The 22,779-nt window shown below is 69.1% G+C and carries 19 protein-coding genes; 8 read left to right on the top strand and 11 right to left on the bottom strand.

Going from position 1 to position 22,779, the window contains the following annotated elements:
• The first annotated feature begins 179 nt into the window (after window positions 1-179).
• From ACFU5M_RS13770 to ACFU5M_RS13760, 3 genes are all read left to right on the top strand, one after another.
• On the top strand, window positions 180-1,421 hold the full coding sequence (locus ACFU5M_RS13770) for a TetR/AcrR family transcriptional regulator (protein ID WP_379048722.1): 1,242 nt from the start codon (window positions 180-182) through the stop codon (window positions 1,419-1,421).
• Between the two features lie 150 nt (window positions 1,422-1,571).
• On the top strand, window positions 1,572-2,813 hold the full coding sequence (locus tag ACFU5M_RS13765) for a TetR/AcrR family transcriptional regulator (protein ID WP_379048720.1): 1,242 nt from the start codon (window positions 1,572-1,574) through the stop codon (window positions 2,811-2,813).
• A 433-nt stretch (window positions 2,814-3,246) separates the two neighbouring features.
• The gene (locus ACFU5M_RS13760) at window positions 3,247-4,119 is read left to right on the top strand and encodes an aldo/keto reductase (RefSeq protein WP_379048718.1); all 873 of its coding nucleotides are present in this window, start codon (window positions 3,247-3,249) and stop codon (window positions 4,117-4,119) included.
• Between the two features lie 292 nt (window positions 4,120-4,411).
• On the opposite strand, the gene ACFU5M_RS13755 is transcribed toward ACFU5M_RS13760, so the two are convergent.
• Window positions 4,412-4,807, bottom strand: a complete 396-nt coding sequence (locus ACFU5M_RS13755) for a RidA family protein (RefSeq protein ID WP_379048763.1) — start codon at window positions 4,805-4,807, stop codon at window positions 4,412-4,414.
• Window positions 4,808-4,907: 100 nt separating this feature from the next.
• On the opposite strand from ACFU5M_RS13755, the gene ACFU5M_RS13750 reads away from it, so the two are divergent.
• A complete protein-coding gene (locus ACFU5M_RS13750; protein ID WP_379048716.1) occupies window positions 4,908-5,882 on the top strand; it encodes a helix-turn-helix transcriptional regulator in 975 nt (324 codons plus the stop codon).
• Window positions 5,883-6,241: 359 nt separating this feature from the next.
• Here ACFU5M_RS13750 and ACFU5M_RS13745 read toward each other — a convergent pair whose 3' ends face one another.
• Complete coding sequence (locus ACFU5M_RS13745; RefSeq protein WP_379048714.1) at window positions 6,242-6,508, bottom strand: hypothetical protein; 267 nt, start codon at window positions 6,506-6,508, stop codon at window positions 6,242-6,244.
• Window positions 6,509-7,009: 501 nt separating this feature from the next.
• Between ACFU5M_RS13745 and ACFU5M_RS13740 the strand changes: the two genes are divergently transcribed.
• A complete protein-coding gene (locus ACFU5M_RS13740) occupies window positions 7,010-8,305 on the top strand; it encodes a helix-turn-helix domain-containing protein (RefSeq protein ID WP_379048712.1) in 1,296 nt (431 codons plus the stop codon).
• 71 nt (window positions 8,306-8,376) lie between these two features.
• Here ACFU5M_RS13740 and ACFU5M_RS13735 read toward each other — a convergent pair whose 3' ends face one another.
• The 6 genes from ACFU5M_RS13735 to mftA all read right to left on the bottom strand — a co-directional run bounded on the left by ACFU5M_RS13735 (window position 8,377) and on the right by mftA (window position 16,694).
• Window positions 8,377-8,595, bottom strand: coding sequence for an MbtH family protein (locus ACFU5M_RS13735; RefSeq protein ID WP_379048710.1), 219 nt, complete (start codon window positions 8,593-8,595; stop codon window positions 8,377-8,379).
• Between the two features lie 41 nt (window positions 8,596-8,636).
• The gene (locus tag ACFU5M_RS13730; RefSeq protein WP_379048708.1) at window positions 8,637-11,225 is read right to left on the bottom strand and encodes an amino acid adenylation domain-containing protein; all 2,589 of its coding nucleotides are present in this window, start codon (window positions 11,223-11,225) and stop codon (window positions 8,637-8,639) included.
• A 621-nt stretch (window positions 11,226-11,846) separates the two neighbouring features.
• Window positions 11,847-13,313: a mycofactocin system GMC family oxidoreductase MftG gene (gene mftG / locus ACFU5M_RS13725; protein ID WP_379048706.1), complete on the bottom strand. Its 1,467-nt coding sequence runs from the start codon at window positions 13,311-13,313 to the stop codon at window positions 11,847-11,849.
• A gap of 98 nt (window positions 13,314-13,411) precedes the next feature.
• A complete protein-coding gene (mftF, locus tag ACFU5M_RS13720; protein ID WP_379048704.1) occupies window positions 13,412-14,812 on the bottom strand; it encodes a mycofactocin biosynthesis glycosyltransferase MftF in 1,401 nt (466 codons plus the stop codon).
• A 231-nt stretch (window positions 14,813-15,043) separates the two neighbouring features.
• On the bottom strand, window positions 15,044-16,579 hold the full coding sequence (gene mftC, locus ACFU5M_RS13715) for a mycofactocin radical SAM maturase (protein ID WP_379048702.1): 1,536 nt from the start codon (window positions 16,577-16,579) through the stop codon (window positions 15,044-15,046).
• Window positions 16,580-16,595: 16 nt separating this feature from the next.
• Window positions 16,596-16,694: a mycofactocin precursor MftA gene (gene mftA, locus ACFU5M_RS13710; RefSeq protein ID WP_157107015.1), complete on the bottom strand. Its 99-nt coding sequence runs from the start codon at window positions 16,692-16,694 to the stop codon at window positions 16,596-16,598.
• 400 nt (window positions 16,695-17,094) lie between these two features.
• Between mftA and mftR2 the strand changes: the two genes are divergently transcribed.
• Both mftR2 and ACFU5M_RS13700 read left to right on the top strand, forming a co-directional pair.
• The gene (mftR2, locus tag ACFU5M_RS13705; RefSeq protein WP_379048700.1) at window positions 17,095-17,733 is read left to right on the top strand and encodes a mycofactocin system transcriptional regulator MftR2; all 639 of its coding nucleotides are present in this window, start codon (window positions 17,095-17,097) and stop codon (window positions 17,731-17,733) included.
• Between the two features lie 61 nt (window positions 17,734-17,794).
• On the top strand, window positions 17,795-18,850 hold the full coding sequence (locus tag ACFU5M_RS13700; protein WP_379048698.1) for a 2Fe-2S iron-sulfur cluster-binding protein: 1,056 nt from the start codon (window positions 17,795-17,797) through the stop codon (window positions 18,848-18,850).
• Window positions 18,851-18,920: 70 nt separating this feature from the next.
• Here the strand turns inward: ACFU5M_RS13700 and ACFU5M_RS13695 are convergent, their stop codons facing one another.
• From ACFU5M_RS13695 to ACFU5M_RS13685, 3 genes are all read right to left on the bottom strand, one after another.
• On the bottom strand, window positions 18,921-19,658 hold the full coding sequence (locus ACFU5M_RS13695; protein WP_379048696.1) for a DNA alkylation repair protein: 738 nt from the start codon (window positions 19,656-19,658) through the stop codon (window positions 18,921-18,923).
• Window positions 19,659-19,753: 95 nt separating this feature from the next.
• Window positions 19,754-20,515 (bottom strand): glutamate racemase, encoded by a 762-nt coding sequence (locus ACFU5M_RS13690; protein WP_379048694.1) that lies wholly within the window; start codon window positions 20,513-20,515, stop codon window positions 19,754-19,756.
• A 386-nt stretch (window positions 20,516-20,901) separates the two neighbouring features.
• Entirely contained in the window at window positions 20,902-22,098 is a 1,197-nt protein-coding gene (locus tag ACFU5M_RS13685) for an NAD(P)/FAD-dependent oxidoreductase (RefSeq protein WP_379048692.1), read from the bottom strand.
• A 216-nt stretch (window positions 22,099-22,314) separates the two neighbouring features.
• Between ACFU5M_RS13685 and ACFU5M_RS13680 the strand changes: the two genes are divergently transcribed.
• Window positions 22,315-22,671 (top strand): SPW repeat protein, encoded by a 357-nt coding sequence (locus ACFU5M_RS13680; protein WP_040870186.1) that lies wholly within the window; start codon window positions 22,315-22,317, stop codon window positions 22,669-22,671.
• The last annotated feature ends 108 nt before the right edge of the window (window positions 22,672-22,779 follow it).

The raw sequence follows: 22,779 nt of genomic DNA, 5'->3' as shown, positions 1-22,779 counted from the left end.
CCGACGTTCAGCCGAGTCCGGTTGTCGGCTTCCGGACGCACCGGCGCGCACATCCCGCCTTTCGCATGCCGGCGCGCACCGGAGAACAGGTACAGCTCCCGGGGGCCGCTCATCCCCGGGAGCCGTATCCCGTGACACGGCGAGCCCGGCCATTCGGCCAGGTCGTTACGATGTTCGTCATGAGTGTCGACAATCGCCGTACGGCGCGGAAGGCGAGCAGCGGCGACTCGGCACCTCGCGAGATCCGGCGCAGGCCGAAGAATCGCCGTGCCCAGATCGCCGCGGCGTCGGCGGCCGCCTTCGGCGCGCTCGGTTACCACGGCGTGAGCATGGACGACATCGCCTCCGGGCTCGGCATCAGCTCCGCCGCGCTGTACCGCCACTATCCGAGCAAGTACGCGCTGTTCCGGGAGGAACTGCTGCGCGTCGGCCGGGCGATGACCGAATCGGTCGAGCTGCCCGAGGACGCGGCAGGCTGGTCCCCCGAACAGCGACTCCGGCACGTGCTCGACGCGTTGATCGCGGTCACCATCGACAACCGCCCCACCGTCACGCTGGTGCGCTGGGAGGTCAGATATCTCGAGCCCGACGACCAGACCACGCTCAACGAGCAGCAGGCCACGGTGCTCGGCGCGCTCGGCAGCCAGCTGGCCGCGCTGCGCCCGGAACTCGCCGAGGATGACGTGCGCGTGCTGCGTGCCGCCCTGCTCAGCACGATCACCAGCATCGCCGACCATCACGCCGCCCTTCCGGTAAAACCTCTTGCCCGCCTGCTGCATTCGGCCTGCTGGTCGGTCGCGCACGCGAAGCTGCCCGCCACTCGGGCGGTCGAACCGGTCGCGGTGGTGGAGATCCCGGACTCGTTCAAACACGAACTGCTGCTGCGCAAAGCGGTCGAGCTGTTCCACGAGCGCGGCTACCCCAACGTCAGCGTGGAGGACATCGCCACCGCCGCAGGGCTTTCGGCCGCCTCGGCGGTGTACCGGTTCTACCGCGGCAAGAGCGACATCCTGGCCGCCGCGTTCCGCCGGGCCGCCGAACGGGTTTCCGGCGCCGTCGGCCCGGCCGTGGCCGCGGCCACCGGTTCCGAGGACGCGCTCAAGGCGTTGATCACGCAGTATGTGGCCGGATCGTTCGCCGAACGCGCGCTCACCTTCGTGTATTACACCGAGTTCCAGCACGTTCCGGTCGAGGAGCGCACGGTGCTGCGCAATATCCAGCGGCTCAGCGTCGAGGAGTGGGCCCGGCTGCTGCGCGAGATGCGACCGGAACTCGCTGCCGCGGAGGCGCGCATCCTGGTGCACGCCGCCTTCGCGGTGGTCGTCGATCTGGGCCGCGCCTTCGGCAACGAGCCGCTGGCCGCGCAGGACCGGGTGCGGCTGCTGATGCAGTCGGTGCTGTTCGGCAGGCCCGCGCGCTAACCGAGTATGTTATCGATAATTCTCGATCGATAGGCCTCATAGTTCGACTATGGAAGCCGGATCGCAGCTTTTTTGTGATCTAACATTCAGTTGTTTCCCCGATAGGGCGGCGTCGCTGTACCGAACGTTGGCTTGGGCTACCATCGCGGCATGGGTGCCCAGGATCGCCACGCTGCGGACAAGGCGGCCGATGGGACACCGGCACGGGTGATCCGGCGCCGACCGCGCGACCGCCGCGCGCAGATCGCGGCCGCGTCGGCCGAGGCATTCGGTGCGCTGGGCTACCACGGCGTCAGCATGGACGACATCGCCTCCCGGCTCGATATCAGCTCCGCGGCGCTGTATCGCCACTATCCGAGCAAGTACGCCCTGTTCCGCGAGGAAGTGCTGCGGCTGGGCACGGTCAGTCAGGAAGCGGCCCGGCTGCCGGATGCCACGGGCCTGCCCGCCGCGCAACGGCTCGAACGCGTGCTCGACGCCCTGATCGGGGCCGCTATCGCCAACCGACGCAGCGCCGCGCTGCTGCGCTGGCAGCGGCGCTACCTGGAGGACGCCGACGCGGCCACCCTGGCCGATCAGCTCGCGGGCGTGAACGCGGCGCTCACGTCGCTGCTCGCCGAGGCCAGACCCGCACTGCCCAAGGCCGACCGCTCCGTGCTCGCCGCCGCGGAGCTGAGCGTGCTCAGCAGCATCGGCGATCACCACGTGTCGATTCCGGTGCGGGCGCTCACCGCGCGGCTGACCGCGGCCTGTTACGCACTCGCCGCGTGTGAGCTGCCCGCGGCCGGTAGCGCCGAGACCGAGAACCTCGCCGTGACCGAGATCCCGCTGACCTTCAAACACGAATTGCTGCTGATGCGCGCGGTCGAGCTGTTCCACCAGCGCGGATACCCGAACGTCAGCGTGGAGGACATCGCGACCGCCGCCGGACTGCCCGCCTCCTCGGCGGTGTACCGGTTCTACCGCGGCAAGGGCGACATCCTCACGGCGGCGTTCCGCCGGGCGGCGGATCGGGTGTCGGCGGCCATCGGGCCCGCCGTCGCCGCCGCCGAGACGCCGGAGCAAGCGCTCGACACCCTGATCGAGCTGTACGTGGCGGGCTCGTTCGCCGAGCGCGAACTCACCTTCGTCTACTACGCCGAGATCAGCAACGTGCCGCCGGAGGAGCGCACCGTGCTGCGCAACATCCAGCGCCTCAACGTCGAGGAGTGGGCCAAACTGCTGGCCTGCGTGCGGCCCGAGCTCTCCGCCGCCGAAGCGCGCCTGCTCGTGCACGCCGCGTTCGCCCTGGTCGTCGACCTGGGTGAGCGTTTCGGATCCACCGACCCGGCATGCTCGCCGCGACGGGTGATCCGCCTGATGCAGGCGATCCTCTTCGACCAACCAACGTGACCCAGACCACGTCACCACCGCCAAACCCACGCCCCGTCGCAATCCCGAAGCACGCGCCGGTTATCCCGCACGAGTGGCACATGGCTGCGGCGTTCCGCGAGTAGGTTCCTCGGTGGTGTGCCACTCGCCGGGTGGGGCCCGCGCCATCCGCTGGGGCGATTCGATGCGCCCGACGTCAGGTGCAGGTCTCGACCTCGGCCCCGGTGAGGGACGGGCGGGGCGGGCGGGGGCCGGGCGGGGCGAGCAGGGGCCGGGCAGGGCGGGCGGGGGCCGGGCGGGGCGGGCGGGGGACCGGTGGGGTGTTTACGCCACCGGCGAACGTCGTGCGGGAATCGACCTCGGGTCAGCGCTGTTGCGGCAGGAGAGCGCGCGCGGACCGGCGCGACGCTCGCAGAGCATTCGCACAGTTTCCGACTTCGGAAGGAACATCCACATGAGCACAGATCTCGACGCGCAGACCGCGGCGGCCTCCGGAACCTTCGCCATCGGCGGCGATCTTCCGGTGCACCGGCTCGGGTACGGCGCGATGCAGTTGACCGGCCCCGGGGTGTGGGGCGACCCGAAGGACCCGGACGAGGCGGTACGCGTTCTGCGCCGCGCGGTCGAGCTCGGCGTCAACTTCATCGACACGGCCGACTCCTACGGCCCGTTCGTCAGTGAGAATCTGATCCGCAAGGCCCTGCACCCCTATCGCGATGACCTCGTAATCGCCACCAAGGCCGGTCTCACGCGGCAGGGGCCCAACGAATGGCGTCCGGTCGGCAGGCCCGAATACCTGCGCCAGCAAGCCGAACTCAGCCTGCGCCACCTGGGCGTCGACCGCATCGACCTGTACCAGCTGCACCGCATCGACCCCCAGGTGCCGTTGGCCGACCAACTGGGCGAACTCGTCGCGCTCCAGCAGGAGGGCAAGATCCGGCACATCGGCCTCTCCCAGGTGACCGTCGAACAGCTGCGTCAGGCACGCGAACTCGCCACCATCGTCTCGGTGCAGAACCTGTACAACCTCGCCAACCGCGCCGACGAAGACGTGCTGAACTACGCCGAGCAGGAGAACATCGCGTTCATCCCGTGGTTCCCCATCGCCACGGGCGAACTCGCCGCCCCCGGCGGTCCCTTGGCGTCCGCCGCCGCCGACCACGGCGCGACCCCCGCCCAGCTCGCTCTGGCCTGGTTGCTGCGCCGCTCCCCGGTGATGCTGCCGATCCCCGGCACCTCCAGCGTCGCGCACGTGGAGGAGAACATCGCCGCCGCACGAATCACGCTGAGCGACGACGAATTCGAGACACTATCGGCTGCCGCCTGACCCGGCCGATCACCGGCCCGGCTGTCCGGCGCGCCGCGCCCGCGTAGGACAACCGGGCCGCGCATCCGACGCGAAAAACCATGCTCACCAGCAGAAAACACCAGGTAAACATAATGATGCCGCAGAGCAACCCGGCGCGACGGCAAATCATGCCCGCCGCCCCGACCCACCCCCGCCGACCCCTCGAATGCACTCGACCACGACCAGGCTCACAGGCTTGAACCTGCACGAGTGGCACACCACCGCGAGGTCTACTCGCGATTCACCGCAGCCATGTGCCACTCGTGACCCATCAGGCGACGGCGGTTGCCTCGAGTTCGACCATTTGGCCGGGGAGGGCCAGTTGTGTCACTCCGAGCATCGTGGTGGTCGGCGCTACCCCGGCGGCGGTTAGCCGCGACGTCAGTACGGGGTAGTGCGGGAACAGGAGATTTACGTCGGTGGTGTAGACGTTGAGCCGGACGAGGTTCGCGAGAGACATGCCGGCCTCGCGGAGCACGGCCTCCAGGTTGTCGAGGCTCAGCGCCACCTGCGCCGCCATGTCACCGTCGTGCTGGGGCTTGCCGTCGTCGCTCATCGCGGTCTGCCCGGAGCAGTACAGAGTCCGGGTGTGCCCGGAGACGAGCTCACCCTGGTTGAACCCCATCTCCGCCGCCCACGTCACCGGGTTGATCGGCGTTCGTTCCATCCCCACTTCAGCTCCAATCGAGTCATCGAGAGTTCGTACGTCCATCAGCCTCCCAACAAATCACGACATCCTCGGTCGTGTATTCCGGTAAGTTTCCGGTATGCGCGCCGACCGGTTGGTCTCGCTGGTGCTGCTGTTGCGTCAGCGCGGTCGGTTGACGGCGGACACGCTCGCCCGCGAGCTGGAGGTATCCACCCGTACCGTGCTGCGCGACATCGAAGCCCTCTCCACGGCGGGCGTCCCGGTCTACGCCGAACGCGGCCGGCACGGCGGTTTCGCGTTGTTACCCGGTTTCCAGACCGAACTCACCGGACTCAACCACGACGAGGCGCTCGCGCTGCTGGTCGCCGGATCACGGCGCGGCGCACAGGTATTCGGCCTCGGTTCGGCGCTCGCTTCGGCCATGCTCAAAGTGGTCGACGCGCTGCCCGAGAGCTTTCGGGCCACCGCGAGCGACGCGGCCAAGCGATTGCTCATCGAGCCGGAGACCGACCTCCTCTCGCGTCGGCTGGTCGCCGAGGAGGTGCCCGACACCATAGTGGCCGAGGTCCGGCGCGCGGTGTTCGCCGGACACAAGCTGCGCATCCGATACGCGGCCGTGGAGCAGACGCCGAAGTGGCGCACGGTGGACCCGATCGGCCTGGTCACCGTCCGCGGCCAGGGCTACTTGCTGGCCACGAGGGCCGGCGCGGACCGCACCTACCGGCTGTCGCGGGTGTCGGCCGCCGAGGAACTTTCCGAACCCGCACAGCGACCGGACCGGGTCGATCTGGACCAGGCTTGGCAGGAACGCAGCACGCGGTTCCGGATCGGCGGCGACCGCGTCACCGTGCTGGTTCGGGTGCACTCGGCGCGGCGGGATGACCTGACCGGCACCGCACTCGCCATCCGCGCCGAAGAAGCCGACGCAGACGGCTGGTTGCGGCTGGAGGCGACCTTCCAAGATTCACGACACGCCGAATGGGCGTTGTGGCAACTCGCGACGGACGCGGAAGCCCTTGCCCCGCAATGGTTGCGCACCACTCTGCGCAACCGCGCCGCAGCAATCGCCGCTCGTTACGAGGAATCTATTTGAGAGTCGTCGCATTCTTCCTGCGCCGCAATGCGATTCGGCCCACTCTTGGTAAGTGCCGAACGACGCGAGCGCAACACGCTGCGCTTCCTGATCGAACTTCTCGCGGGGTCGCGTCCGAGCGCGCCGACTGCCTGGAGTAGATGTTCCCCTCCGACATCGACTCGCATTCGAAAGCGCGCGAAGAAAACCCGAAAAGCCATAACGCGACGCTGCGACGCAGACCGCAAATCCTCGTATCCCCGCCGTACGGGGGATACGAGGACTCCGGCACCGGTCGGGGCTCCCTCGCCGTAGTCCCGGCCGGTGGGTGAACTCCGCTGCCGCGCGGGGCGCAGCGAAGTCGGCGCGCCGAGATTCGGTCAGCGCAGGTATCCGTCGGCCCGACTGTCGGGGACGACGCGGCCGGACGCGACCAGGGTGCGGAAGGCTGCCTGCTTGCGGGGGCAGACGTCCGCGCGGCAAGGGCGGTGGCCCTGCATCACCCGGTGCGCCTGTTCGATGGTGAACGGCTGCTCGGGCGGCCGGTGGGCGTCCTCGGCGCCGCCGTGCGGCAGACACGATCCGACCACGACGATGGCCGCCACCAGCAGCGTGCACGCGCCGAGCACGCTCAGCAGCGGTTCCATGGCGGGTTACCGGCCGGCGGCCTGCCGGGAACAGAACGCCGACGCGGTTAGATACTGACGGCAGCTCGCACCGTGCCCGGCGTGGACGGCACACAGGAACCGCGCGCGGTCATAGGTCAGACCGAGCGGTTCCTGGGTGCAGTCGCGGCTTTGTACCAGCCACAACTCTCTGACGTCCGAGTGCAACACGTCCATCTTGAACCTCCACTTGTGCAGTGCACCCGGCACCGAGAAGGCGCCGCCGGACCGCGCTCGACACGGATGGATCGGGCCGTGTCGGGACCGTGCGCCGGGTTCCGGACAACGGGCGCCCTCGACAGGGTTTGGGCGGACCCCCGATGCCGGGTGCGATTCAACAGTGCGCGTTGCGATTCGGTAGATAACAGACCCGAATGCGGTAATTGCGAGTACTTTCCGTTTGTAGCGGCCTGGAGCGAGGAAGAGAGACCTATGGTGGAGGTCGACTGGACGGGCGAAGCTGTACATGCGCTTCGCACGGCGATGAAGCGAAGCCGTTACGAATTCGCGCGTCTGGTGGGCGTCACACCGCGCACCGTGGTCCTGTGGGAGAACGGCCGGACGACCCGGATGCACGCCGCTAGCCAGCGTCTCCTCGACAGGGTCCTGTCGCAGGTCGATTCCGTCGTCGCCGAACGATTCGAGCGTGCGATCGTGACGGGCCGGACGACCGCCCCCGACTACGAAAGCGCCGATTCGGCGCCCGAAAGGCACACCAAGCTCGGTAGGGAAATCGGGCTCGACAAGGAAGTCGAGGAAGACGACGTGAGAAGGCGAGAACTGCTGGCCTGCATCGGCGCGGGCGTGGCAGGCCAGGCGGCGGACCTGGTGGCGAGCGAACCGGAACGGATGCTGGCAACCCTCGACGCGGGGTCGATCAGCGAACGCCGACTGGCGTTCCTGGAGCAGTCCGCCGAGGTCCTCGGCACGCGCGTGGTCCAGGTGCCGCCGCACGAGCTGCTGCAGACCGGGCTCGAGCAATTCCGGCTGGTCCGTGGCTGCCTCGGCGAACGGCAGCCCACCCATCATCAGGTCCGGCTGGTGCGGACCGCGGGCAGGCTGGCCAACGTTGTCGGCGAGATCCTCTTCAACGAGGGGCATTTCGGCCAGGCGCGGATGTGGTATGCCACCGCGATCCACGCCGCGCAAGACATCGGCGACCGCTATTCGGAGGACATCGCCCTGGCCGGGCTCGCGTATTTGCCGACCTATAGCGATAAGCCGAAGGAAGTTTTGCAGTTACTCGACGGACGATTGCAAGAAAATCCGTCCTACGGCCCGGCCGCCGCGTGGTTGTGGGGAATGGCGGCACGCGCGCACGCCAGTCTCGGCCACGCCGACGAATTCGCGCGGTGTATCGCGCGATCGGCATCGGCATTGGACGACGTGGGGGCGGAGGACCTTTCGGTCGGTATTTTTTCTTTCCGCCCGGAGAAACTCGCCTTTTATCAGGCGATCGGATATTCCCGCCTCGGCCGAGCCGACGAGACCGCCGTGGCGGCCGCCCGCGCGATGGCGCTGTACGACCCATCGGAGACCATGGAACCCGCCCTGGTCCGCTTCGAGCACGCCACGGCGCTGCTGGCCTCCGGTGAGATCGATGAAGCCTGCGCGGTGGCGACCAACGCGATCACGAACGCGCACACCTACGTCGGGCTCACCGTCACCCAGCGCGCCAAGCAGTTCGACTCGGCGCTCGGCGGCCTGCGCACCAGAGCTGTCAGCGACTGGCGCCAGCATGCGCACGCCGTGATCGACTCGGCGCACGCCAAGGCCTGAGCCCCGAGACGAGGCGGGGCGCGCCGGTCGGCAGGGGGGATGTGGACCGGCGCGCCCCGGTATTCAGGTGGTCAGTTCGCCTCGCTGGACATGGCTTCGATGAGCGACTCGGGGCGCATGTCCACCCAGTGCGTCTCCACGTATTCCAGGCAGGACTTGCGGTTGGCGGCGCCGTAGGCGATGGTCCAGCCACCGGGGACGGCGGCGAAGACCGGCCACAGGGAGTGTTCGCCCTCCTTGTTGATCAGGACGTAGAACTTGGCATCGTCGTCTTCGAACGGGTTGGTCATTTCGGCTTTCCTTCTTCCTGGTCGGTCGAGGGTTCGGGGGTCTAGGGACGCTCGGTGTCGGCGAGTGCGACGGTGAGGACGTGGCCGATCCGCGTCAGCGCGGATTTCGAGGTCATCCGCCAGTGCGAAGCGTGCACCGCGTGGTTGTGCACGGTGCCGTCCACGGCCCGCGACCGCGCCCGGGGTGCGCCGCACCTGCGCCTCGAAGGCGGTGAGCAAGGTCTCCGTCGGGTCCTGGACGCCCGCATCGGCCTGCCCGGCCGCGAGGGGCGCGCTTGCCCCTCGTGGTCGAGAAAGGGCAGATCGCGCACCGCGATCCCGGGATGGGCGATGACCGCGGACAGGAAGGCGATCAGCGCGCGGGCGTAGCCGGCGATGGTGGCTTCGTCGAACAGATCCGTGGCGTAGGTGAATTCCGCGCGAACCCCCGCCGGTGCCGAACCTTCCCCGAGTCCGGCGCCGGCGGAGTTCTCGGTGACCGTGAACTGGAGATCCAGCTTGGTCACTCCGGTGTCCAGGGTACTGGTGGCGACCGACAGTTCGGGCAGTTCGAAGGCGATTGCCTCGGCATCGTCGAGCCGGATGACCACGTCCTCGAGCGCCTGCCGCAGGGCGGTGACGTCCACCGCGCCGCGCAAGCGCACCACGAACAGCATGTTGTAGCTCGCGCCGGATCGCTCGAACCGGTTGAGGAACCAGATGCGCTGCTGCGCCGGAGAAAGCGGAACCAGCGGCGGCCGTGGCCGTGCCCGCAGCTGCGCGACCAAGGACGCGCCGCCGGATCCACCGGCCCGCTCGACGAGTGCGGCGCGTTCGGCCACCGTGCAGGCGGCGAACACGTCGCGGACTCCGAGCGGGCAGTTCAGGTCGGCGGCCGACCGGCCGGCGACCTGCGTGGCCACCAGACTGTTTCCGCCGAGTGCGAAGAAGTCGTCGTTGCGACCGACCAGCTTGTTACCGAGCACTTCGGCGAAGACGCGCGCGACCGCCCGCTCCACGGCCGTGGTGGGCGCGCTGTAGCCGATCGAAGCGATGCAGGGAGCGGGTAACGCGCGACGATCCGATTTCCCCGAGGCGGTCACCGGCAGTGTGTCGAGCACCACGTAGGCCGTCGGCACCATATATCCGGGCAGTGCCTCGGCCGCCGCGGCCCGCAGCCGGTCGGTCCGCACCGCACCCGGCTCCGCTGCCACGACGTAGGCCACCAGCTGCTCGCCGACGCCCGCGTCGTCGCGCAGCACGACCACCGCGCGGGCCACCGAGTCCACCCGGCCGAGCACGGCCTCGATCTCGCCGAGCTCGAGGCGCAGGCCGCGCAGCTTCACCCGGAAGTCGGTGCGGCCGAGATACTCCAGTTCCCCGTGCGGCGTCCACCGCACCAGGTCACCGGTGCGATACATCCGGTTCCCCGCCCGCGCGGGCTCATCCGGCCCGCCGAACGGGTCGGCGACCAAGCGCGCCGCGGTCAGTTCCGGTCGCGCGACGTAGCCCCGGGCGAGCTGTACCCCCGACAGATACAGCTCACCCGGCGCCCCGACCGGTACCGGCCGTAGCCGCGAATCGAGGACAGAGAGCCTGGTGTCGAACACCGGCGCGCCGATCGGCACCGAGAGAGTATCGGTGTCGGTGACTTCGTGAAAGGTGACGTCGACCGCTGCTTCGGTCGGACCGTACAGATTGTGCAGGCGAGCGCCGGTCAGCGCGCGCAGCCGCTGGGCGAGCGCGGCGGGCAGCACTTCCCCGGACGCGAACACCGCGCGCAGCGACGTACGGTACGCGACGTGCCGGTCGGCGAGGAAGGCCTCGAGCATGGAGGGCACGAAATGCGCTGTCGCAACTCTGAATTCGTCAATCGCCCGATACAGATAAGCGGGATCGCGGTGCCCGTCCGGCTGGGCGAGCACCAGCGTCGCGCCGATCTGCGGCGGCCAGAAGAATCCCCATACCGACACGTCGAATGTCGCTGGAGTCTTTTGCAGCACAACATCTTCCGTCGATAGTCGATAGGTCCGCCGCATCCACACCAACCGGTTCACGATCGCCCGGTGGGTGACCGCGACGCCCTTGGGCAGACCGGTCGATCCCGAGGTGAAGATCACATACGCCGGATGCTCGGGCCGCAGGGCCGCGACTCGTTCCCGGTCCCACACCGGCGCGGCGGCGACGGCTTGGTCGACTCGGTCCACCCGTAACACCGGTAGGCCGGAGGGCGCGGGCAGCCGGTCGGTGCGCAGGGCTACCGGTGCGCTCGCGTCGGCGCGCGTCCAGGCGTGCGCGGCGGTCACCGGGTCGGCCCGGTCGCGCAGATCGATCAGTGGAATGTCGACCGCGAGCTCGAAGTCGACGCACTGGTACGGGACGCCGCCGGATTCGCCGAGCCGCACCGGCACCGACTCGTATTCGCGCGCCGCCTCGACCGAGACCTCCCGCAACAGAGCGGCATCCAGCTCACCGCGCACGTCCACGTACTGCGCGACGTTGATCGGCACGTCCGGCTCGGGCAGCTGCGCGTACCAGACGCCGAGCTGGGCGGGCGCCAGGGCGAACGGCTCGGGTGCGGCCCCCGACGGCTCCGGCTCGACGGAACGCTGCGGCAACGCGCTGTACCCACCCAACTCCGTATCGTGCACCAGAGCCTCCTACTCGGCGAAACAACGGCTGTCCGACCGCTTTTGAGCAGCACGAACAAGCCGCTACACCCGGCTGCCCAGTCCGGGCGCATGGCGTGACACCACGTGCGATTCGATGATCAGCGCGAGCTATGCGAAAGCCAAAGCGCGGAATCCGGCAGATTTCTACGAGATCGGCGACCAGGTGGCCGCCGCGGCGAGCGTCGCGTCCGCCGGTCTCGCCTAGCGTTCGATCCATCCTCCAACGTCATCGCCGTGGAGCGGACGCCACGGTTATGCCAGCTACATCGCACGGCGGTCATCCGTGCATTGCGAACATTAGGCGCTTCGCTAATAAAAAGGAACTCTTTGCACTAAAAATTTCTGGACAAACGTCCAACACGGTTACCAGCGGCGGGAGTCCGGTACAGCCCTGGGCGCGCGACCGCGTTCGATCGCGACGACGGGTTCACACGCCGATGCTTGTGCAGATTATGAGCCGGAACGTTGCATTCGCGTTGCACCGGCCCCGAGGCGGCGGTCCAGCACCCGGATCTCGGCCTCGATCTGCGCGTACAGCGACGAGTCACGATCGACCGTGGCCCGGTAGGCCGCCCATGCCGCCGCGACAGAGCAACCCGATCATCCGCGACGCTTTTCACCGGCCAGGTGTGCGGCCGCCTTCTCCGCGATCATCATGGTCGTGGCCTGCGGTCCACGGCCCAGTGGCACGGGCACGATGGACAGATCCACCACCGACAACCCGGTTACTCCGTGCACCCGGCACAGCTCGTCCACCACCGCCATCGGATCGTTGTCCCGCCCCATTCGACAGGTGCCGGACAAATGTTGCGACGTGGCGAGATTCGCGCGTAGCCAAGATTCGAGATCCCCGGCCTGCGGAATGGGATCGACCGGCCGCGCGTTCATTCCTCGCAGCAGCCCACCCGCGGTCGCCACCGCGTCGCGCAGCCGGGCGCGATCCGGCTCGGCGGTGAGATAGCGGTAATCGATCAGCGGCGCGGCGCCGGATTCGGCCGACCGCAAGCGGAGCACCCCGGAGGAGCGCGGGCGCATCAGCGTGACGCCGAGCCTGCGTACCCCGGGGGTGAACGACACAGCGTAAGGACGGATTTCGATATCGCCGACTTCGAGCACGGTCTCCAGCGGGACGGCCGGCGGTTCGGCCAGGTCGAGCAGATAGGAGATCCCTACTTCCGGATGGTCGCCGAACCAGGCGCCGACCGGAGCGGGGTGCACCACCGGGATGCCGAGCGGTCGAAGTTGTTGCGGGTCACCGACGCCGGAACGCAGCAGCAGCGCGGCCGACTCGATCGCTCCCGCGCAGAGCACGATGCGGTCGGCCCATTCGATGCCGCTCTCGCCGTCGCGGATCCATTCCACACCCACCGCCCGCGTTCCGTCGAAGCGGATGCGCGTGACCGACGTTTCTCCGGTCACGGTCAGGTTGGAGCGGGACAGAGCGGGCAACAGATAGCCGATCGACGGCCCGATCCGCCTGCCGTGGTCGCGATTGCACGGCACGACGCCGACACCTTCGCCGCTGCCGGGGGCATTGAGATCGGGCACCTCGGTGAACCCGGCGGCGAGGCATGCCTGCGTGAACGCCGCACTGACCGGGGAAGGATCCGAGGTGCGCACCACCGGAATCGGGCCCCGATCACCGTGCCAAGGTCGATCGCCGAAGTCCAGGTCGCGCTCGATCCGGCAGTAGAACGGCAGCACGGACTCGAACGACCAGGTGTCCGAGCCGCCGAGCACCCCGCTCCAGGCATCGAAATCCGCCGCCGTGGCGCGGACGAAATAGCCGCCGTTGATCGCGCCCGAGCCACCGATCACCCTGCCGCGCACGATGGTTCCCGGCACCGGCGGGTCCTCGGCGAGGACGACCTCGTAGCGCCACAGCCACCCCACCTCCGGGCCGATCGGCAGCGTCGTGGCGTCCAGCAATTCGGCGGGCATCGCGTCGGGGCTGGTCCACAGCGGACCGGCCTCGAGCAGTCGCACCGCGTGCGCCGGATCGGCGCTCAACCGTGCCGCGAGGACACACCCGGCGGTACCGCCCCCGACGATGAGCGTGTCGGCCATTCGGACTCCCGTTCAGTGTCTCGGCGCGGTTCGCGGCGCCGGGCGGCTGGGCGAAGGTGCGGGCAAGATTCAGGTCATCGCGGGTAGTCCGGGTCGATTCAGCGCGAGGGCGTGGTGGGTTTCAGCGCTTCCATGCTGCGCGCGCGGAACGCGCCGAGCCACAGGCCGGTGCCGTAGGCGATGTCGTCGAGACGCTTGTAGGCCACGTAGCGCACGGGGTCCAGGCCGCCCGCGTCGCGGTGGGTGAACCAGTCGGCCAGGCCGTCGGCGAGGGCCATGGTGATCGCGATGCGCCGGATGCGCCGCGACAGAACCATCGCCAGCAGCGTGATCGGCCAGTAGTGCCTGCACATCGCCGAGGCCAAGCGCCAGAGCCCGGCGAAGAAACCGCGCGCCAGATAGATCGCGGCGATCCGGGTGGGGTTGTCCAGCTCGGCGAACACGCGGCGCAACCGGGCCAGCGCGGTGATCAGCGTGAGGACGCCGCCGAGCAGTCCCCACTTGGTCAGCGTGGCGAACAGGAACGCCGCCAGCAATGTCCAGGACGGCACCGAGAGCGGCGACACCGTTCCGGCGTGCCGCTCGCCCAGCGGCGCGGCGCCCGTGCCGTAGAACAGCTTTCGGCCGAACCAGGCGCGGAAGCACACCCGGTGGTCGTGCGCCACGTGCGCCGCGGGCTCGTAGCGCAGCCGCCAGCCCGCCCGCTCCAGCCGCCAGCACAGGTCGACGTCTTCGGCGACGTGCATCGACTCGTCGAAGCCGCCCTGTTCCAGCAGCGCCCTGCGCCGCGCCAGCAGCGCCGCGCTCGGCACGTAGGACACCGATCCGCCCGAGCGCACGGCCGCCTCGCGCCTACCCAGGTCGAGCGAGGAGCGCGTGTGTTCGTAGCGCGCCAGCGCATTGGACTCCGCGTCCAGGGCGACGATCCGCGGGGCGACCAACGCCACCCCCGGGTCGCTGAAGTGGCCGAGCATCACCTCCAGCCATCCGCTGCGCGGCACCACGTCGGAGTCCAGGAACGCGACGAAGTCGGTTGTCGCCGCTCGCAAGCCGGCGTTGCGCGCGGCCGCAGGCCCCTGCTTGCGGTCGTGCCGCAGCACGGTCACCCGGCAACGGGTACCACGGTTGCGCGGGATCCGGACCGGCTGGTCGGACCCGTCGTCGACCACGACGACGTTGTGCCCCCGTAACGCGGCGAGCAGCCGGGCCAGGCCTTCGGCGTTGTTGTGCAGCGGGACGATGACGGTGACGTCCTCCGGCGACGGCAGCAGCCGGGGGCGAGGGTTGGCCACTCCGGAGTCGAGCAGCCGTCTGGCAACAACAGCGGACTTCGGGCCGGTCACCTCGAGGTACCCGTCGCCGATCATCTCGGCGGCCTCCGGGGCAAGTCGCAGCAACCTGGCCGGCGAACCGCCGATCAGAACCCGCCCGCCGGAGTATGCGCGTACCCGTGGATCGATTCGCACCCCGAAACCGTCGGGCAGGCGATCATGGCGCATTCCTGGCATGCTAGGCGGAGTTTCACGGCCAGGCATCAACAGTCCGGAAAAAACGGCGGATTTCCGGGCGAAACCGGCCCGCCACCGGAAGCGGCTCGTGCCGCGCCCGATGCCGAGAGTTCGCCAGGAGCCGCTCTCCAGCATTCGGCAACGCGGCGGCTATCGCCCGGTCGAGGACCGGGCGATAGTTGCGCCCACGTCATTAGCACACTTTTGGCAAACCTCATTGCCTCAGGCCAGCGGACTCTCGTCACAGGCCCGCGACGGGCGGCGTTCCGGCGCGAAACCGGCCGGGCGCGTCGCGCTCAACGTCAACGGGACCGGCGCGCTCTTGCGCCCGCCCGCGCGCGGTGCGACCCGGCGGGAGTGGTCGACCGACGAACGCGGGATCATCCGCGCGGTGTCGGCCAGCGCCGCTTCGCCGTAGCCCTGGACGCACTCCGGATCCGGACCGTCGGCGGGCAACCCGGTGAAGAACTTCGCCGCCATACAGCCGCCCCGGCAGGCGTCGTAGTGGCTGCACGACGCGCACGCGCCGCCGCCGCTGGGCTCGCGCAGCTCCCCGAACAGGTCCGAGGACCGCCACACGGCGCCGAAACCGCCGTCGGCCACGACGTTTCCGGCGCGGAACCGATCGTGAATGGCGAACGGGCAGGCATAAACGTCCCCGACCGGGTCGACCAGGCAGACCACCCGGCCCGCGCCGCACATGTTCAGGCCCGGCAGCGTCTGACCGAACGCCGAGAGATGGAAGAACGAGTCACCGGTGAGCACGCCCTCCCCGTTGCGCAGCAACCAGTCGTAGAGCACGCGCTGCTGGTCGGGCGTCGGATGCAGCTCGTCCCACACGTCCGCACCGCGCCCCGACGGCCGCAGCCTGGTCAAACGCAAGGTGGCCCCGTACCTTTCGGCGATGGCGCGGAACTGGTCGAGTTGTCCGATGTTGTGCCTGGTCGCCACCACCGACAGTTTCGCGTCCCGGAAACCCGCCGCGGCGAGGTTCTCCAGCGCGCGAATGGCCATGGCGTAGGAGCCGGGGCCGCGCACGGCGTCGTTGACCTCGGCGTCGGCGCCGTCCAGCGACACCTGCACGTCGACGTAGTCGCTGGCCGCGAGCCGGGCCGCGACCTCGGGCGTGATCCGCACCCCGTTGGTGGAGAACTTCACGCCCACGTGGTGCGCGGTCGCGTAGTCGACCAGCTCCCAGAAGTCCGGACGCACCGTGGGCTCACCGCCGCCGATGTTCACGTAGAACACCTGCATGCGCTCGAACTCGTCGATCAGCGCCTTGCACTGTTCGGTGCTCAGCTCGCGCGGGTCCCGTCGGCCCGAGGAGGACAGGCAGTGCACGCAGGACAGGTTGCAGGCGTAGGTGAGCTCCCAGGTCAAGCAGATCGGCGCGGCCAGGCCGGACTCGAAGCGATCCACCAACCGCACCGCCCCGCCCGACGAGACCATTTCCACCGCCGGGGCCGCCTTCACGACCGGCGGCGGCGCACCTTCCGGCGCACCGATGATCATGTCCGAATCGGCGAGCTGGGTCAGCGCGTCGACGTAGGCGCCCGCACCCGCGTCCGGCACGCCCGCCGCATGCAGGGCGGTGCGGGCCGACGCGTGCTCCGGCAGCGACCGGACGATCTCGACGATCCGCGGACTCTTCAGGAAGGACAGCTTGCGCGTGCCGAAGTGATAGAGCAACGCGCCGAACGGCTCCGGGCGCAACGCCACTCGCGGGTGCAGCTGCCAGCGGGTATCGAGATCGAGCATGATCGTCCGCCGCCCGTCAGTAGACGCCGCACATGCCGTCGATGGATACCTCTTCGATGAGGCTCTCCTCGACCAGCGGCGCCTCTTCGGCCGACCGCGCGGCGGCGGTCTCCATCCGTCCGGTGTTGTCGGTGTCGGCGTGTCCGATGGACCCGTATTCCGGCATGGCTACCTCCGTGAGGACGATCCGTGTGCGAACTGCCCGGTGCAGTTCGTGCTCACACAATAACGTCATCAACTGACAAAAGAACAGGTTTCAGCCAGCGGATCGGCGAGCCCGAGGAATCGGCAGGCCCACGACCCGCTCGACCGGCCCGTTCGGCCGCACGCCGAGTGGAACAGGCGGCGACGAGACCGATACCCCGCGCTCTAGACTGCGGATGGCAAGCAGCTGAACAGAATGTGACGGGCGACACAAGCCCGCAGTGGTAGAGGTGGCATGGGAGTCGGACGAATGCAGGCGAACGGGGGCGGCAGCACCGAGTGGTGTGCGCATCAGGCCTGGAGGCGGAAGCTTGCGTAACCACGGAGGGCCCGCGAGCACTACGAATGGAACGCTGTCGGAATCCGAGATCGTCGAAGCCGCACTGCGGGTGGTGCGCGAGGACGGCGTCGAGAAATTGTCGATGCGGCGATTGTCCCGCGAACTCGGCGTCTCCCCGATGGCGCCCTATTACTACGTCGCCGACAAACGCGAGTTGCTCGACCTCGTCGCCAGCGCGGCACTGACCGGAGTGCGCACGCCACCGACCGAATCGGGGCCGTGGCAGCACCGGCTGCGCGATCTCGTCGACCAGATCGACGAGAAGCTGCGCAAGCATCCCGGCCTCGGCGACATTCTCATCGAGCAGATGCTCGGCAAACAGCTGGACCTGATCGCCGCGATCATGGACATCCTGGACGACGCGGGCTTCGGCGACCGCAACATCCTGGCCGCCTACGCGACCATCCACACCTACCTGTTCGGCCGCAGCCGGGTGAACCCGCGCGACCGCTCCGCGCCCGCCGACGTCACGCTGCCCCCCGTTGTCGAGCGGGCTACGCGGCATATCGGTGACCTGCGCGGACGCTACTCCTACGACTTCGGCATGGAGGTGCTGATCGCCGGGCTGGAGGCCCAGCTTGTCCGCCAGGCGACGCCCGACGTACGATGAAACTGAAACACGTTCTAGTTTTGACGTCGCGGGAAGCCCGTGCCAGGTTCGAGAGGACGACATGACGACTGTCGAGGTTCCACACGGCTCGCGCTCGGTCGTGCTGCGGGTGTCCGCGGTCATCACCGAGACGGCCGATACCCGCTCGCTGGTCTTCGACGTTCCCGACGAGCTGGCCGAGAAATTCCGTTACCAGCCGGGCCAGTTCCTCACCCTGCGCATCCCCAGCGACCGAACCGGCTCGGTGGCGCGGTGCTACTCGCTGGCCAGCTCGCCGCACACCGACGACCGCCCGAAGGTGACCGTCAAGCGGACCGAAGGCGGTTACGGGTCGAACTGGGTGTGCGACAACGTTCGAGCGGGCGACCAGATCGAGGTGCTGCCGCCCTCGGGCGTCTTCACCCCGAAAGACTTGGACGAGGATCTGCTGCTGTTCGGCGCGGGCAGCGGCATCACGCCGGTGATGTCCATCCTGAAGTCGGCGCTGGCCCGCGGCACCGGCCGCATCGTGCTGGTCTACGCCAACCGCGACCACGAGTCGGTGATCTTCGCCGGTGAGCTGCGCGATCTGGCGGATAAGCACCCGCAGCGACTCACCGTGATCCACTGGCTGGAGTATCTGCAGGGTTTGCCGACGGCCGACGCACTGGCCACCCTGGTCGCCCCGTATCGCGGCTACGACGCGTTCATGTGCGGGCCGAAGCCGTTCATGGACCGGGTGCACGACGCGCTCGCACAAGTGGGCGTGCCGCGGGCCCGCACGCACGCCGAAGTGTTCAACTCACTGGCCGGTGACCCGTTCGCCGACCAGGCGCCGGTCGAGGTCTCCGACGAGGAGGCCGCCGACGCGGCGACGGTCGAGGTCGAGTTGGACGGCGAAGTGCACGAGCTGAAATGGCCGCGCAAGCAGACGCTGGTGGACATCATGCTGGCCAAGGGATTGGATGTGCCCTACTCCTGCCAGGAAGGCGAATGCGGTTCGTGCGCCTGCACGGTGCTGGAGGGCAAGGTCGAAATGGACAACGCCGAGATTCTCGACCCGGAGGATATCGAGAACGGCTACATTCTCGGCTGCCAAGCGCATCCGGTGACCGACCACCTGAAGATCCAGTTCTGATCGAGCCGCCATTTCGAACGCAACTTTGCGTTCGCCCGGAACAGCGCTGATAGCCGTCCGATTGCGGTGACTATCGCGCGCGGTATTCGGCGCGGACCTCGGGCGGCAGATGTTCGGTCGCATAGCTCAACGCGGTACGTCCCATGGCCGGTGCGTGCCGGTCGAGGAAGCCGGTCAGCAGGCTCCGGTCGACCCGCTTACCGACCTCGCGCAGCATCCAGCCCACTGCCTTCTGGATCAGATCACGGCGGTCGCCGAGCAGCAGTTCGCTCAGCGCGAAGGTGGTCGACGCGTCGCCCGCCTTGATGAAGGCGAAGGTGGACAGCAGCGCTACCCGCCGCTCCCAGAGCGACTCGACCCGCGCCAGCTCGAACAACAGGTCACGCGGTTTGTCCAGCAGCCACGGGCCGACGATGTTCTCCGCCGACACGTCCACGAGATCCCAGTTGTTCACCCGGCCGCGCCGCACGGCCGCCAGATACAGCTCCACCATGGCGGCGCGCGCGGCGTCGTCGAAGGAGCGCGGCCGCGACGCCGCGGCGAAGCGCGCGTTCAGGATGACCAGCGCGGCGAACCGGTCCTCGTGCACGTCGCTGTCGAGCAGTTTGTCGACCTCGTCCAACGGAAGCGCCGCGAAGCGTTTCGCGACACCACGGTTCACCGGGACCCGGACGCCGAGGAACACGTCACCCTCGCCGTACTCGCCCGGACCGGTCTTGAAGAACCGCTGCAAGTGCGTCGCTTCGGCCGGATTCGCCAGTTCCCGCAAAGCCGCCTGCACGTCGGCCGCGGTCACCGAGTCGCTCATCGAACCACGCTCCTGTTCCGAATGATCTGTGCGCCAGCGGCCGCCGTCAGCGCGGACAGGTCGTCAACGCGGCGAGCGCGATGCCGGACCGCGGTTCATCCCTGCGCGCCCAGTACGCGCCCCGACTCGAAGGCGGCCGCGCTGGCCGGCAGCGCACCGGGGCGGCCGCTGTTGAGCACCCGGATCTCGCCGTCGCCGGTGCTCGGGCGGCCCAGCGCCTCGATGCGCCGAATGGTCTGCGCCGCAACGGCTTGGGCACTGTCGAACAGGCGGACGCCGTTCGGTAGCGCGGCGACGATCGCGTCGGTGACCAGCGGGTAGTGCGTGCAGCCGAGCACCACGCCCTCGACCTCCGGTGGAGTACGCGCGGCGGCGTCGGCGATCGCCGCGTGGGCGGCGGCCAGATCACCACGGTCGATCGCGTCCGCCAACCCGTGGCATGCCACGCCGACCACGTCGGCGTCACCGCCGAATTCAGCGATCAGATCGGCCTGATACCGGCTGGCCGTGGTCGCCGCGGTGGCCCAGACCGCCACCGATCGGCACACGGCCGCCGCGGGCTTGATCGCGGGCACGGTGCCGATCACCGGCACCTCGGGCCCGACGTCGGCGCGCACGTGCTCCAGCGCGGTGACGCTGGCCGTGTTGCAGGGCAGGACGATCACCTCGGCGCCCGACCGGAGTGAGGTCCGCGCGGCGTTCACCACCCGCTCGACCACCCAGTCTTCTGGTTTCGGCCCCCACGGCGCGCCCTCCGGATCCAGTTGCAGCAGCAGATCCACATCCGGCCGCAGCTTGCGCAACCAAGCGGAGGTGGGCAGCAACCCCAGACCCGAGTCGATGAGCGCGACGATCACCGCACCACCGTATTACAGCCCCATGACAGCACCGCAGGGCGTTCGAGCGCGGCGAACGTTCCCACGACAGCGGCGGGCCCACCGCCGGACGACGCGGTGCCGCCGGATCCTGCCCGGATTCGCCCGCCACGCGAAGTCCGGTCCGTGAACTCGACAGAGTGTGTGTCCGCCCGGGCACGAGGGCTGCCGACGACGCGAGTGGTTCGTCCGACCCTGGCACTCATCCGCCGCTGTCGGCCCGGCTCTGGCCAAGGGCATGGTCATCACCGAGGGTTCCGGGGCCGGGATGCGGGCATGATGGCGCAGAACTCGCCGGCGGTCCGCCGTGGTCGAGTCGCGCGGCAGCCGCGTTTAGCCAGAGCCCGGCCTCGCGCCCAGGCGTGAGGTCAGCTGGGCGTCAGCAACTCCGTCACCGGCGCGCCCGCGGCGATCTTGGCGCGCGCCTTCATCACCTGGGCGGTCATGCCCGCGCCGACGACGCCGGTGAGATTGCCGCCCTGGGCGTAGTAGGCGAGGAACTTGCGGCCGTCGTCGGAGGCGATGTGCACCTCGTCGGTCGCGCCGGGGGTGCCGAGGGCCTGGATTTTGACGTCGTACTGATCGCTCCAGAAGTACGGCACGCGCGCGGCCGTGGGTGGTTGCGCCCCCAGCAGCGCGCAGGCGACCAATTTGGCCTGTTCGCCCGCGTTGGTCCAGTGCTCGACGCGTTTGCGCGAGCCGGTGTCGTGCAACCACGCCGCCACATCGCCGACTGCCCACACGCCTGCGACCGAGGTGCGCCCCACCTCGTCGGCCAGCACCCCGCCGCCGGCCGACGGTTCCGCGAGCGCGATCCCCGAATCGCTCAGCCACTCGGTCACCGGCCGCGAGCCGACCCCGATCACGACGAGGTCGGCGGCGATCTCGCTACCGTCGGACAGCCGGGCGCCACGCACCCGCCCTGCCTCGTCGCCGAGCAGCGTGTCCACGCCGATACCGCAGCGCAGATCCACCCCTTCCGCGCGGTGCATCCGCGCCACCAATTCGCCCACTTCGCTGCCGAGCACCGAGGCCAGGGGCGTCGCCTGCGGTTCCACCAGCACGACATCCACCCCCTGCGCCCGGAAACTCGCGGCCAGCTCACAGCCGATGAAGCCCGCACCGACGACGAGCGCCGTGCGGGCGCCGCTGAGGTCGGCGCGCAGGGCGACGGCGTCGGAATGACCGCGTAGCACGTGCACGCCGCCGAGATCGGGCAGGCCGGGAAGGCGGCGCGGGCGCAGGCCGGTGGCGATGATCAGCTGGTCGTAGTCCAGCGTCGTTCCGTCGGCGAGGCGGACGCGGCGCGCGCCGGTGTCGACCCCGACGGCTTCGGTGCCCGAGCGCAGATCGATCTGCTTCTCGGCGAAGAACTCGCTCGGACGCAGCGTGGTGTCGTCGGTCTCGCCGCGGACGAACTGCTTGGACAGCGGCGGCCGGTCGTAGGGCAGCCGCGGCTCGTCACCGAGGAGCACGAGTTCACCGGCGTAGCCCGCCCGGCGCAGTTCCTCCGCGGTGCGCAGGCCCGCGAGGCCTGCTCCGACGATCACGATCGGCGCGGTCATGCGGCCATCCCTTCCTTGGAACCGGCAGCCGATTCCACGGAACCGGCGGTGCGACGAAGCCCACCCTAACCTCTGCTTGGTTCATTCCCCTGTGACGGCCATCACGCGTCAATGGGCGAGCAACAGCCGCGCAATTGTTCCCGTTCCGATATTGATCGGTCGGTCAATCAGGGATATACCGAAGACAGCACATACTCATAGCTCGAGGAGGTACCCATGTTCACCGAGAGCCGCGCGCAGGATTTTCTGGCTGTCGTGCTCGGAGCCTTCGCCGCGCTGTCCCCCCTCTGGGTGGACACCAACGACAACGCCATGTGGTCGCTGATCGTGCTCGGCGTGCTCATCGCTCTCACCGGTCTGGCACAGATGGCCCGCCCCGACATGGCGGCGGCGGACTACGTGATGGGCCTGTGCGGCGCGCTGCTGTTCCTCTCCCCGTGGGTCATGGACTTCACGGAGTACCGCAGCGCATCCTGGACCGCATGGGTAGTCGGCGTGGTGACGGCGGTGGTCGCGGTAGCGGCGCTGCCGACGGTGTCGGGACGTCTGCACGACATGGCTCCGCATCACTGATGCAGATGCCAGGAACCGGGCGGGCGGCGCCGGGGGGCGCGCCCGCGACCCCCCCGCCGACCACCCCCCCGCCGCCGACGAGACCAAAACCAACCCCAACACCACCGC

It is taken from the genome of Nocardia sp. NPDC057455, from assembly GCF_042802775.1.
GTDB lineage: Bacteria > Actinomycetota > Actinomycetes > Mycobacteriales > Mycobacteriaceae > Nocardia.
The sequence above is the reverse complement of the archived record's forward strand: the minus strand, read 5'-3'. Positions and strand labels throughout refer to the sequence as shown.